This window comes from Streptomyces mesophilus (assembly GCF_011044995.1).
In the GTDB taxonomy this organism is placed as follows: domain Bacteria; phylum Actinomycetota; class Actinomycetes; order Streptomycetales; family Streptomycetaceae; genus Streptomyces; species Streptomyces mesophilus.
In genome coordinates, this window is record NZ_JAAKZW010000054.1 from 24,130 (window position 1) to 36,625 (window position 12,496).

A 12,496-nucleotide genomic window follows, 5' to 3' on the forward strand; every position below is an offset into this window, starting at 1 on the left:
CCCGTTTCGTGTTTGATTTGCGGTATATATCTGCCTAACGTGCGAAAAAGCCAGAACAGATTCGTTCCGGCAATGTCTCCGAAGGGGAAGACGTGAACAAGGCGCAGCTCGTAGAAACGATTGCCGACAAGGTCGGTGGCCGTCAGCAGGCCTCCGACGCCGTCGACGCCGTACTGGACGCCATCGTCCGTGCCGTTGTCAGCGGTGACCGCGTTTCGGTCACGGGCTTCGGCTCGTTCGAGAAGGTCGACCGCCCGGCCCGTTACGCCCGCAACCCGCAGACGGGTGAGCGCGTGCGGGTCAAGAAGACCTCGGTGCCGCGTTTCCGCGCGGGCCAGGGCTTCAAGGACCTCGTGAGCGGCTCCAAGAAGCTCCCGAAGAACGACGTGGCGGTCAAGAAGGCGCCCAAGGGCAGCCTGTCCGGCGGCGCTTCCGCGACGGTCAAGAAGGCCGCTGCCAAGAAGGCCACCACCGCCAAGAAGGCGGCGGCGAAGAAGACCACCGCCAAGAAGACGGTCGCGAAGAAGACGACCGCCAAGAAGGCGACGGCGAAGAAGACCACGGCCAAGAAGGCGACTCCGGCCGCCAAGAAGGCCACGGCCAAGAAGACCACCGCCAAGAAGGCGGCCCCGGCCAAGAAGGCGACGGCGAAGAAGACCGCCCCCGCCAAGAAGGCCACGGCGAAGAAGGCGCCCGCCAAGAAGTCGACGGCGCGCAAGACCACCGCCAAGAAGGCCACCGCCAGGAAGAAGTGACGGTCGGCGGCCCTTCTGGTGGCCGCCGCGCTTCGCAGGGCTCACTCACGCGCCGGGCCGGTCCCCTCACGGGGGGACCGGCCCGCGTGCGTTCCACAGCCCGAGGGGCGCCCGATACGCTGCGGTCATGCAGGCCACCGCGTACACCTACGATCCCGAGTCCCGCAGCGGCAGTGTCCTCCTGGACGACGGCACCCCCGTCGAGTTCGCCGCCGAGGCCTTCGACGCCGGTGGCCTGAGGCTGCTCAGGCCAGGTCAGCGCGTACGCATCGAGGTGGCGGGCGAAGGCGAGGGCCGGCGGATCACGCTGGTGACTCTGCAGACCTTCTGAACATCTCGGCACTGCGCGGCCCGAGGCCGAGACGGCTCGCGGCCCGCAGGTCCTCCCAGGTGTCCACGTCCTGACGGACGCTGTCGACGCCGGCCAGGGTGAGTTCGACCGCCCCGGACGCCGTATGGCGGGCGCGTGAGGCGCCGCCGAAGGCCGGGGCGAGTTCCGTTCCGGGGCCCGCCGACAACAGTGTCGTGCCGATTCCGGCGGCATCCGCGAGAAATGCGCGCGGGAATTGCGCGGCATTGTCGAGTACGGCGGTCAATTCGGCCGGGCGCAGGGCCGGCAGATCCGCGTTCAGTGCCGCAATCGCCGCCTTTGGCCGCAGCGCCCGTACGGCCTGCTCTCCGTGCGTGAGCGCGGCGTTCAGGCCCGTGGCGGGTTCGTCCCGCACGATCCGGGCGCCGAGCGCCGCGAGTTCCCGTCCGGCCAACTCGTCGTCCGTGACGACCACCACATCCCGTACCGCAGGGCAGGCCGCCACCGCCGCCACCGTGTCCTGGGCGAACGCCAGGGCCAGCGAAGGGCGCAGCGGTGCCGAGCCCAGGGCGGAGAACGGCTCCACGAGCCTGCTCTTCGCCCGCGCCAGCGGCTTCAGGGGTATGACCAGGGTCCACGCGAGCGGCGTGGGCCGGCCGTTGTCGGTGCGCATCGCGCCCATTCTCGCCCGCGGGGCGGGGCTGTGGAGGCCCTGGGGTCACGAGGTGGCAAAGGCCTGTCCAGGGCGGGTGAGAGCACATAGGGGGGCGTACGGTGTTCTCGACAGACCGGGGACCTGGGGCGACACTTGTGCGGCCGCCCACCCAGCCACACATAGGTCCGTAGAGGAAGGTGTCCGAGTGCCCCGCCGCAGAATCGGCTTCTGGTACCGCCTTGCGGCGGTCATCGCCAAACCGCCGCTGATTGTTCTCCTCAAGCGGGACTGGCGCGGGATGGAACACATTCCGGCCGAGGGCGGATTTATCACCGCGGTGAACCACAATTCGCATGTCGACCCATTGGCATACGCGCACTATCAGTACAACACCGGACGTGTGCCGCGTTTCCTCGCCAAGCACGGGCTTTTCAAGACCGGTTTTGTCGGCATGATGATGCGGGGGACCGGACAGATCCCCGTCTACCGCGAGTCCACGGATGCCCTGAGCGCGTTTCGCGCGGCCATCGCCGCGGTCGAGCGCGGGGAATGCGTCGCGTTCTATCCGGAGGGCACGATCACCCGTGACCCGGACCAGTGGCCGATGACCGCGAAGACCGGTGCCGCGCGGGTCGCGCTGCAGACCAAGTGCCCGGTGATTCCCGTCGCGCAGTGGGGCGCCAACGAGTTGCTCCCGCCGTACGCGAAGAAGCCCGATCTCTTCCCGCGCAAGACCAGCCGTGTGCTCGCCGGACCCCCGGTGGACCTGTCGGCCTTCTACGACCGCGAGATGACGCCCGAACTCCTGCAGGAGGCAACGGAGGTCATCATGCGGCACATCACCGCACTGCTCGAGGAACTGCGCGGTGAGAAGGCTCCCGACAAGCCGTACGACCCGCGTCTGGCGCGGATCGAGCAGCGGCGCAAGCTGGCCGAGGCGGCCAGGACTGAAGGCGACCGCGAAAGCGAGGGCGAGAAGAAGTGACTGCACCGGTGAAGGCGGCCGTCTTCGGTACGGGTTCGTGGGGGACGACGTTCGCCATGGTGCTCGCCGACGCGGGTTGTGACGTGACGCTGTGGGGCCGCCGCCCGGAGCTGGCCGAGGCCATCAACTCCAGGCACAGCAACCCGGACTACCTGCCAGGCGTCGAACTCCCTGACGGGATCAGGGCGACCACCGACCCGGCCGAGGCCGCGGCAGGCGCGGAGTTCACGGTCCTCGCGGTCCCCTCGCAGACATTGCGTGGCAATCTCGCCCAGTGGGCGCCGCTGCTGGCGCGCGACACCGTGCTCGTCTCCCTGATGAAGGGCGTGGAACTCGGGTCCGCGATGCGGATGAGCGAGGTCATCGAAGACGTCACGAAGACCCCTGCCGACCGTATTGCCGTGCTCTCGGGCCCCAACCTCGCCCGGGAGATTGCCGCCCGGATGCCGGCCGCGGCTGTGGTCGCCTGCCGGGACGAGTCCGTGGCGCAGCGGCTCCAGAAGGCCTGCCACACCCCGTACTTCCGCCCGTACACCGAAACCGACGTCGTCGGCTGTGAGCTCGGTGGCGCGGTGAAGAACGTGATCGGTCTCGCCGTCGGCATCGCGGACGGCATGGGCCTCGGCGACAACACCAAGGGTTCGCTCATCACCCGTGGTCTGGCGGAGACTGCACGGCTGGGTCTCGCCATGGGCGCCGACCCGCTGACCTTCTCCGGGCTCGCGGGCCTCGGGGATCTCGTGGCGACGGCGTCTTCGCCGCTGTCACGCAACCACACCTTCGGCATCAACCTCGGCAAGGGCATGACCCTCGAGGAGACCATCGCGGTCACCAAGCAGACCGCCGAGGGCGTCAAGTCCTGTGAATCCGTGGCCGATCTGGCCCGGCGGCACGGCGTGGAGATGCCGATCACGGACACCGTGGTGGACATCGTGCACAACGGAAAGCCGCCGCTGGTCGCGGTCAAGGAACTCATGTCGCGCAGCGCGAAGGCCGAGCGTCGCTGACCGGCAGGTCGCAGGGGCCATTGACCGGCACGCCGCAGGGGCCGTTGACCGTCATGTCATAGCGGTGTCACGGTCCGTGACACCGGCCGGACCTGCGCGCCGGGGCTCCCAGGGGCGCGGTCACGCAAGGTAGTCTCGACGCGATATGAGCAGCGAGACCACCTCCCAGAGCCCTGTGCCCGCGCCTTCCGGCGGGAACGTACGCAAGCCGCGTGTGGCCGTCGTGTTCGGCGGACGCAGCTCCGAGCACGGCATCTCGGTCGTCACGGCCGGTGCGGTCCTGAACGCCATCGACCGCACGAAGTACGACGTGCTGCCGATCGGCATCACCTCGGACGGCCGCTGGATGCTGACCGCCGACGAGCCCGAGCGGATGGCGATCGCCGACCGCAAGGTGCCCACCGTCGAGCAGGTCGCGGAGAACAGCGAAGGCGGCGTCATCCTGCCGGTCGACCCCGCCAACCGCGAGGTCGTCTACACCGAGCCCGGCGCCGTGCCCAAGGCGCTCGGCGAGGTCGACGTGGTCTTCCCGATGCTGCACGGCCCGTACGGCGAGGACGGCACCCTCCAGGGACTGCTCGAACTCTCCGGAACGCCCTATGTGGGCTCGGGAGTTCTGGCTTCCGCGGTCGGCCAGGACAAGGAGTACATGAAGCGCGTCTTCACCTCCTTCGGCCTGCCCGTCGGCCCGTACCTGGTGATCCGCCCGCGCGAGTGGGAGTCCGACCGGGCCGACGCCCGCCAGAAGATCGCCGAGTTCGCCGGTGAGCACGGCTGGCCGCTCTTCATCAAGCCGGCCCGCGCCGGCTCCTCCTTCGGCATCACCAAGGTCGACTCCTTCGACGGCCTGGACGAGGCCATCGAGGAGGCGCGGCGCCACGACCCGAAGTTCCTCGTGGAGGCGCTCCTTCGCGGCCGCGAGATCGAGTGCGGCGTCCTGGAGTTCGAGGACGGGCCGCGCGCCAGCCTGCCCGCCGAGATCCCGCCGGTCACCGACCACGAGTTCTACGACTTCGAGGCCAAGTACATCGACTCGGCCTCCGGCATCGTGCCCGCACCGCTGACGCCCGAGCAGACCGCCGAGGTGCAGCGCCTCGCGGTCGCCGCCTTCGACGCGGCCAGCTGCGAGGGTCTGGTGCGCGCGGACTTCTTCCTCACCGAGGACGGCGAGTTCGTGATCAACGAGATCAATACGATGCCGGGCTTCACGCCCATCTCCATGTACCCGCGCATGTGGCAGGAGAGCGGCGTCTCGTACCCGGAACTGGTGGACCGCCTGGTGCAGGCGGCTCTGCGGCGGTCGACCGGGCTGCGCTAGAAGCGGCCACGTACTGCGAAAAGCCGGACCCCTCGCGTACGGGGCCCGGCTTTTCCATGCGTGCAGGAGTCTGTGTACGGGGATCAGGTCGCGATGCCTTCGGGCACCGTCTTCCTGATCACGCGTCCGAGGTCCACGAGCGAGCCCGCACCCTGCTTCGCGTGCTCCTTGCTGATGGTGACCTCGACGTAGGCCTCGCGCAGTGCGCTCGTAAAGCGGTACGAACCGTCCCCCGGCTCCTCGACGAGCCAGCCGAGCCCGTCCACCGTGGTGGACGGCGGGTCCTTCTCCAGCATCTTCGGGGGCTGCGGAACACCGCAGCGCAGTATGATCGCCGAGCCTCCCCACCCCGCGGTGAACTCCGAGCTCGGCTCGGGATCACTCCGGTCGAGGCCGTCCAGCTGCCCGGGCAGTGCCTCGTGCAGTTTCCGGCAGTGGCCGGACGTCCGGGAGTCGGGGGAGGGAACCACAGCCGTCACCGTGTCGTCCGTCCATGAGCAGCCTGTGGCGAGCAGCAGCGCGCCGAGGGTGGGGAGCTGGACGAGCCGGCGACGGAAAAAGTTCACCGGCCAAGCGTAAACGGGGGCTACAAGTGCACGACCGGGCAGGTCAGAGTGCGGGTGATGCCGTCCACTTGCTGGACTTTGGCGACCACCATGCGACCGAGGTCGTCGACCGTGTCCGCCTGAGCGCGCACGATGACATCGTAGGGACCGGTGACGTCCTCGGCCTGGATCACTCCCGGGATCTTGCCGATCAGATCGGCGACGGTCGACGCCTTGCCGACCTCGGTCTGGATCAGGATGTACGCCTGTACCACGGAACCTCCAGGGCGGCCACGAGGATCATCGCGGGGATCGCGGGGATCATGCGGGGAGAAAGGACGCCACGGTATCGCGTTGCCGCATCCCACGGGGAGACCCGCGGGGCCGCAGGTACGTACGCCGGGGCGGATGCAGCTGCGCGTGCCTCGGCGTGCGCGCATAAGAAGTTGACGTATTCGTTGACGGTACCCGCGGCCGATCGGGCCCGCTACCGCAAGGGCACTGGCGCAGAAAGGGCGATGGGATGAAGGGCACCGTGGGGGAGCTCGGCGAGTTCGGGCTCATCAGAGAGCTCACCTCCCGGCTCACGACGACTCCGGCGGTCAGGATCGGCCCCGGCGACGACGCCGCGGTCGTGTCCGCGCCGGACCGCAGGGTCGTGGCGAGCACCGACATCCTGCTCGAGGGACGGCACTTCCGCCGCGACTGGTCCACGGCGTACGACGTCGGCCGCAAGGCGGCCGCGCAGAACCTCGCCGATATCGCCGCGATGGGCGCCGTACCGACCGCGCTGCTGCTCGGACTTGTGGTGCCCGCGGATCTCCCGGTCACGTGGGCAACGGAGTTGATGGACGGACTGCGCGACGAATGCCAGGTCGCGGGCGCGGCCGTGGTGGGCGGCGATGTGGTCCGCGGCGACACGATCACCGTGGCGATCACGGCACTTGGCGATCTGCGCAACCACGATCCGGTGACCCGCGGCGGCGCACAGCCCGGCGATGTCGTCGCGTACACGGGCTGGCTGGGCTGGTCGGCCGCCGGACACGCGGTGCTTTCGCGGGGCTTCCGTTCGCCGCGCGCGTTCGTCGAGGCGCACCGCCGCCCGGAGCCGCCGTACCACGCGGGCCCCGCCGCGGCCGGGCTCGGGGCGACCGCGATGGCGGACGTCAGCGACGGTCTGATCGCCGACCTCGGCCATATCGCCGAGGCCAGCAAGGTCCGTATCGACATCAAGTCCGGTGCGATGGACGTGCCTTCGCAGATGAACGACATCGGTCAGGCCGTCGGCGTGGACCCGCTGCAGTGGGTGCTCTCCGGCGGCGAGGACCACGCGATCGTGGCGACCTTCCCCCCGGACGTGAAGCTCCCGGCCCGCTGGAAGGTGATCGGCGAGGTCCTCAACCCCTCCGCGCTGCCCCATGTGACGGTCGACGGCGCGCCCTGGACCAGCAAGGGCGGTTGGGACCACTTCGGCGGAGAGATCGAGTCGTGAGTGCCCAAGCGATACGCCCGCCCCTGGTGCTCACCGTGGCCGGTTCGGACTCCGGCGGCGGCGCGGGTATCCAGGCGGACCTCAAGACGATGCTCGCGCTCGGTACGCACGGGATGAGCGTGCTCACCGCGGTCACCGCGCAGAACTCGGTGGGCGTCCAGGGTGTTTGGGAACTTCCGGTCGAGGCGGTACGCGCCCAGTACCGCAGCGTGGCCGACGACATCGGCGTACAGGCCGTGAAGACCGGCATGCTGGCCTCGGCCGAACTGGTCGAGACGGTCGCGGAGTTGCTGGCCGGCACGGACGCCCCTGCGGTGGTCGACCCGGTCGGCGTCTCCAAGCACGGTGACTCGCTGCTCGCCGAGGCCGCGCTCGATTCCGTACGCACGAAGCTGCTGCCGGTCGCGACGGTCGCCACTCCGAACCTGGACGAGGTGGCTCAGCTCACAGGTGTACGGGTGTCGGTGGAGGCGGACCTCAGGCGGGCCGCCGCGGCGCTCCTGGAATTCGGTCCGCGGTGGGCGCTGATCAAGGGCGGGCATCTGCCGGGGGAAGCGGTGGATCTGCTGACCGACGGATCCGAGGAGATCTGGCTGCGCGCCCCGCGCCACGACAACCGCCACACCCACGGCACGGGCTGCACCCTGGCCAGCGCGATCGCGGCGGGGCTCGCCAAGGGGCTCGAGGTGCCGGAGGCGGTCCGGCAGGCGAAGGACTACGTCACGGGCGCGATCGCGACCGGGTTCGCGCTCGGTGCGGGCATCGGGCCGGTGGATCACGGGTGGCGGACGCGCACGCTGTGAAGGCGGTCATGGAAAAGCAAGAAGCCGGCCCACCAGAGGTGGACCGGCTTCTTGCAGCAACCAGCTAGGTGGCCGCGCTGCGATTAGCGCGAGACCTTGCCGGCCTTGATGCACGAGGTGCAAGCGTTCACGCGCTTCGGCGTCCCGCCGACCACGGTACGAACGCGCTGGATGTTCGGGTTCCAGCGGCGCGGCGTACGGCGGTGCGAGTGCGAGATGTTGTTGCCGAAGCCCGGGCCCTTGCCACAGACGTCGCAGTTGGCAGCCACGGGTCACTCCAAAGACTTCAGATGCTCTTACGGTTGAAACCCGGCATGCCGAGTCGAGTTCCGTTAAGGATCTGAGTGGCTTGCCAGGGAATGGCCCGATCCGAATCGGGCAACCGAAGCAGCATACATCGGCTGCGTCGGTACAAGAAAACTACCATGTCCTGCCCGGCCCCAGCCCCGGGCCCTGGTCCGCTGCGGCACCGGTCAGCACTAGTCTGCGAATGATCCCGCTGCTCACAGGAGGCACCGTGCCGCAGACCCCCGACGCACTCGTGGTGCGCGGCTGGTGCGGACTCGCGCTGGACGCCCTCGGGCGGGCCCGCGAGGAGATCGACGCCATCAACGTCTATCCCGTGGCCGACTCGGACACGGGCACGAACCTTTATCTGACGGTGGAATCGGCGGCCCGCGCGGTGGAGGCGATCTTCGCCGCGCACGAGGCGGCCGACTCCCCTGACGGCCCCTCGCTCGCCGAGGCGGGACGGGCGATGGCCCATGGCGCTCTGATCGGGGCGCGGGGCAATTCGGGGACGATCCTGGCGCAGCTGCTGCGGGGGATGTCCCAGGTGCTCGCGGGGGAGGGTGACCTTTCTCACGAGGCGTCCGAGCCGACCGGGCAGGAGGCTTCCGAGCAGCGGGCCCGGCGCTTGAAGAAGGCGCTCGGCCATGCCGCCGCATCCGGGTACCAGGCGGTGGCCCACCCCGTGGAGGGCACGGTCCTTTCCGTGGCGACGGCCGCGGCCGAGGCGGCCGACGCAGCCCCCGACGACTGCTCCGCCGTGGTGCGGGCCGCGTACGACGGGGCCTGTGCCGCGCTGGAGCGGACGCCGCAGCAGCTGGCCGTGCTCGGGCGCGCGGGAGTGGTCGACGCCGGCGGGCGCGGGCTCGTCGCGGTGCTCGGGGCGCTGGTGGAGGCGGTGTCGGGGCAGGTGGTCGCGGCGTACGCAACGGTGGGCGCCGCTCTACGGGCGGGCTCCTCCGAGGACCGGACGCGCGGGGAGGCGCAGGGCGACTCCTGCGGCCATGAGGCGGCGAGCGGTCCCGCCTTCGAGGTCATCTACCTCCTGGAGGCCGACGACGAACGGGTCGAGCGCCTGAAGACCCGCCTCGACGGCCTCGGCGACTCCCTGGTCGTGGTCGGCGGCGACGGCCTGTGGAACGTCCACGTGCATGTCGACGACGCGGGCGCAGCGGTCGAGGCGGGAGTGGAGGCCGGGCGGCCGTACCGGATCCGGATCACGCACTTCGGGGCCGAGGACGCGCACAGCGCCGGCTTCGTACCGCCTGTGCGTGAGAAGGCGCAGCGCGCGATCGTGGCCGTCGTGCCCGGCGAGGGCCTCGCCGGTCTGTACGCCGAGGCCGGCGCGACCACCGTGCTCGCGCGCCCGGGGGAGCCGCCCGCGAGCGGAGAACTGGTGGAGGCGATCCGGCGCGCGCACGCGCGTGAGGTGGTGCTGCTGCCCAACGACGCCGATCTGCGGCACACGGCGGCGGCGGCAGCGGAACAGGCGCGTACGGAAGGCGTACGGGTCGCCTTGATCCCGACCCGCTCGGCGGTCCAGGGCATCGCGGGGCTCGCCGTGCACGAACCGGAGCGGCGCTTCGACGAGGACGTGGTCGCGATGACGGCGGCGGCCGGCGCCACCCGCTACGGCGAACTGGCCGTGGCGGAACGCCAGTCGTGGACCATGGCCGGCATCTGCCAGGCCGGGGACATGCTCGGCCTGATCGACGGGGACGTGGCCGTGATCGGCGCGGACCTCACCGTCACCGCCCGCTCGGTCCTCGACCGGATGCTGTCGGCGGGCGGCGAGATGGTCACCCTGGTGGTCGGCGACGAGGTGCCCGAGGACGTGGCCGCGACGCTCGAGGAGCATGTCCGCGAGGCGTATCTGGCCGTGGACACGGTGGTGTACCGGGGCGGGCGGAAGGCGGCGTTGCTGCTGATCGGGGTCGAGTAGGCCCCCGCGTCCGGCGCCGGGACGGGAGGTGTCCACAGGCCCCGCGCGTACGGCACCGCGGCCGGAGTTGTCCACAGGTCGCCCCGCCTGTCAGTCCCGTGGTGTGCAATGGACCGCGTGCCCGTGCTCGAAGAACCGCTGAAGAAACTGCTCGGCCCCGCCACCGCGAAGGTGATGGCCGAGCATCTCGACCTGCACACCGTCGGCGACCTGCTGCACCACTATCCGCGGCGGTACGCGGAGCGCGGTGAGCTCTCCACGCTCGCGGACCTGCCGCTCGACGAGCATGTGACGGTCGTCGCCCAGGTCGCCACCGCCCGCATCCTCAAGTTCAACAACGGTCGCGGTCAGCGCCTCGAAGTGACCATCACCGACGGCAGCGGCCAGCTCCAGCTGGTGTTCTTCGGCCGAGGTATCCACAAGCCGCACAAGGATCTGCTGCCCGGCACCCGCGCGATGTTCGCGGGCAAGGTCTCGGCCTTCAACCGCAAGCTCCAACTGGCCCACCCCGCATACGAGTTGCTGCGCGGCGACAATGCGGAGGCCGTGGACACCTGGGCCGGAGCCCTGATCCCGATCTATCCGGCCACGGCGAAGCTGGAGTCCTGGAAGATCGCCAAGGCCGTGGACGCGGTCCTCCCGAGTGCGCAGGAGGCCGTGGACCCGCTGCCCCGCTCGCTGCGCGACGGCCGCGGACTCGTCACGCTCCCCGAGGCCCTGCTCAAGATCCACCGGCCGCACAGCAAGAGCGATGTCGACGAGGCGAAGGACCGCCTCAAGTGGGACGAGGCCTTCGTCCTCCAGGTCGCGCTGGCCCGCCGGCGGTACGCGGAGACCCAGCTCCCCGCCGTAGCCCGCAGGCCGCAGCCGGACGGACTGCTCGACGCCTTCGACGCGAAGCTCCCGTTCACGCTGACCGAGGGACAGGAGAAGGTCACCAAGGAGATCTTCGACGACCTGGCCACCGAACACCCGATGCACCGCCTGCTCCAGGGCGAGGTCGGCAGCGGAAAGACGATGGTCGCGCTGCGCGCCATGCTCGCCGTCGTCGACGCGGGCGGGCAGGCCGCGATGCTCGCGCCCACCGAAGTGCTCGCCCAGCAGCACCACCGGTCGGTCACCGAGATGATGGGCGAGCTCGCCAGTTGGGGGCTGTGGCGCGAAGCGCCTCCGAATAAGGGTGGTGGCGGGCGACGGGAGGGCGGGATGCTGGGCGGCACCGAGCACGCCACCAAGGTCGTCCTGCTCACCGGCTCCATGGGTGCGGCCGCACGCCGTCAGGCCCTGCTCGACCTGGTCACCGGTGAAGCCGGGATCGTGATCGGGACGCACGCGCTGATCGAGGACAAGGTGCAGTTCCATGACCTCGGCCTGGTCGTGGTCGACGAGCAGCACCGCTTCGGTGTGGAGCAGCGTGACGCCCTGCGCTCCAAGGGCAAGCAGCCGCCGCACCTCCTGGTGATGACCGCGACGCCCATTCCGCGCACGGTCGCGATGACCGTCTTCGGCGACCTGGAGACCTCGGTCCTCGACCAGCTGCCGGCGGGGCGTTCGCCGATCGCCAGCCATGTGGTCCCGGCCGCCGACAAGCCCCACTTCCTCGCGCGCGCCTGGGACCGGGTGCGCGAGGAGGTCGAGAACGGGCATCAGGCGTACGTGGTCTGCCCGCGTATCGGCGACGATCTGGACGACAAGGCGGCCGCCAAGAAGAAGTCCGCCGAGGACGAGGCGGAGAAGCGCCCGCCGCTCGCCGTCGTGGAGGTCGCCGAACAGCTGAGGGCGGGTCCGCTCGCGGGCCTGCGCGTGGAGATCCTGCACGGCCGGATGGCACCGGACGACAAGGACGCCGTGATGCGCCGTTTCGCGGCCGGCGACGTCGATGTCCTGGTGGCCACGACGGTGATCGAAGTGGGTGTGAACGTGCCGAACGCCACCGCCATGGTGATCATGGACGCCGACCGTTTCGGCGTCTCCCAGCTCCATCAGCTGCGCGGCCGTGTGGGCCGTGGCTCCGCGCCCGGCCTGTGCCTTCTGGTCACGGAGATGCCCGAGGCCAGCCCGGCCCGCGGCCGCCTGAGCGCGGTCGCCTCGACCCTCGACGGCTTCGAGCTCTCCCGTATCGACCTGGAACAGCGCCGCGAGGGCGATGTCCTCGGCCAGGCCCAGTCCGGCGTCCGCTCCTCGCTGCGGGTCCTCACGGTGATCGACGACGAGGAGGTCATCGCGGAGGCCAGGGAGGAAGCGGTCACGCTGGTCTCCAAGGACCCGGACCTCGTGCACTACCCCGAACTGCGCACGGCCCTGGACGCACTGGTGGACAAGGAGCGGGAGCAGTACCTCGAGAAGGGGTGAGCACGCCCCGCCCGCCCCCACCTGCTCAGCGGGTGCTGAGCAGG

Annotated in this window: 13 protein-coding genes; 9 read left to right on the forward strand and 4 right to left on the reverse strand. The window is 70.2% G+C overall.

The window, feature by feature from the left end:
* Positions 1–92: 92 nt before the first annotated feature.
* Entirely contained in the window at positions 93–755 is a 663-nt protein-coding gene (locus G6045_RS15770; protein WP_165332572.1) for an HU family DNA-binding protein, read from the forward strand.
* Positions 756–882: 127 nt separating this feature from the next.
* A complete protein-coding gene (locus tag G6045_RS15775; RefSeq protein ID WP_165332573.1) occupies positions 883–1,086 on the forward strand; it encodes a hypothetical protein in 204 nt (67 codons plus the stop codon).
* On the opposite strand, the gene cofC is transcribed toward G6045_RS15775, so the two are convergent.
* Complete coding sequence (cofC, locus tag G6045_RS15780) at positions 1,058–1,738, reverse strand: 2-phospho-L-lactate guanylyltransferase (RefSeq protein ID WP_165332574.1); 681 nt, start codon at positions 1,736–1,738, stop codon at positions 1,058–1,060. The genes G6045_RS15775 and cofC overlap by 29 nt on opposite strands.
* A 187-nt stretch (positions 1,739–1,925) precedes the next feature.
* On the opposite strand from cofC, the gene G6045_RS15785 reads away from it, so the two are divergent.
* The 3 genes from G6045_RS15785 (at position 1,926) to G6045_RS15795 (ending at position 5,030) form a co-directional block, all read left to right on the forward strand.
* Positions 1,926–2,705 (forward strand): lysophospholipid acyltransferase family protein, encoded by a 780-nt coding sequence (locus G6045_RS15785; RefSeq protein WP_165332575.1) that lies wholly within the window; start codon positions 1,926–1,928, stop codon positions 2,703–2,705.
* Positions 2,702–3,712: an NAD(P)H-dependent glycerol-3-phosphate dehydrogenase gene (locus tag G6045_RS15790; RefSeq protein ID WP_165332576.1), complete on the forward strand. Its 1,011-nt coding sequence runs from the start codon at positions 2,702–2,704 to the stop codon at positions 3,710–3,712. Before G6045_RS15785 ends, G6045_RS15790 begins: the two co-directional genes overlap by 4 nt.
* A gap of 145 nt (positions 3,713–3,857) precedes the next feature.
* Positions 3,858–5,030, forward strand: coding sequence for a D-alanine--D-alanine ligase family protein (locus tag G6045_RS15795; RefSeq protein WP_165332577.1), 1,173 nt, complete (start codon positions 3,858–3,860; stop codon positions 5,028–5,030).
* An 83-nt stretch (positions 5,031–5,113) separates the two neighbouring features.
* On the opposite strand, the gene G6045_RS15800 is transcribed toward G6045_RS15795, so the two are convergent.
* On the reverse strand, positions 5,114–5,596 hold the full coding sequence (locus G6045_RS15800) for a DUF3515 domain-containing protein (RefSeq protein WP_165332578.1): 483 nt from the start codon (positions 5,594–5,596) through the stop codon (positions 5,114–5,116).
* A gap of 20 nt (positions 5,597–5,616) precedes the next feature.
* Entirely contained in the window at positions 5,617–5,850 is a 234-nt protein-coding gene (locus G6045_RS15805; RefSeq protein ID WP_052579718.1) for an Lrp/AsnC family transcriptional regulator, read from the reverse strand.
* A gap of 248 nt (positions 5,851–6,098) precedes the next feature.
* Here G6045_RS15805 and G6045_RS15810 point away from each other — a divergent pair, with 248 nt between their 5' ends.
* Positions 6,099–7,067 carry a thiamine-phosphate kinase gene (locus G6045_RS15810; protein ID WP_165332579.1) on the forward strand — a complete coding sequence of 323 codons (969 nt, stop codon included), beginning with the start codon at positions 6,099–6,101 and terminating at the stop codon, positions 7,065–7,067.
* Positions 7,064–7,870, forward strand: coding sequence for a bifunctional hydroxymethylpyrimidine kinase/phosphomethylpyrimidine kinase (gene thiD / locus G6045_RS15815; RefSeq protein ID WP_328707791.1), 807 nt, complete (start codon positions 7,064–7,066; stop codon positions 7,868–7,870). Before G6045_RS15810 ends, thiD begins: the two co-directional genes overlap by 4 nt.
* 83 nt (positions 7,871–7,953) lie before the next feature.
* On the opposite strand, the gene rpmB is transcribed toward thiD, so the two are convergent.
* The gene (rpmB, locus tag G6045_RS15820; RefSeq protein ID WP_004924906.1) at positions 7,954–8,139 is read right to left on the reverse strand and encodes a 50S ribosomal protein L28; all 186 of its coding nucleotides are present in this window, start codon (positions 8,137–8,139) and stop codon (positions 7,954–7,956) included.
* A 221-nt stretch (positions 8,140–8,360) separates the two neighbouring features.
* On the opposite strand from rpmB, the gene G6045_RS15825 reads away from it, so the two are divergent.
* Together G6045_RS15825 and recG are read left to right on the forward strand one after the other, a co-directional pair.
* Positions 8,361–10,100 carry a DAK2 domain-containing protein gene (locus G6045_RS15825; protein ID WP_165332580.1) on the forward strand — a complete coding sequence of 580 codons (1,740 nt, stop codon included), beginning with the start codon at positions 8,361–8,363 and terminating at the stop codon, positions 10,098–10,100.
* Positions 10,101–10,208: 108 nt separating this feature from the next.
* Positions 10,209–12,452, forward strand: coding sequence for an ATP-dependent DNA helicase RecG (gene recG, locus G6045_RS15830; RefSeq protein WP_165332581.1), 2,244 nt, complete (start codon positions 10,209–10,211; stop codon positions 12,450–12,452).
* Positions 12,453–12,496 lie beyond the last annotated feature (44 nt).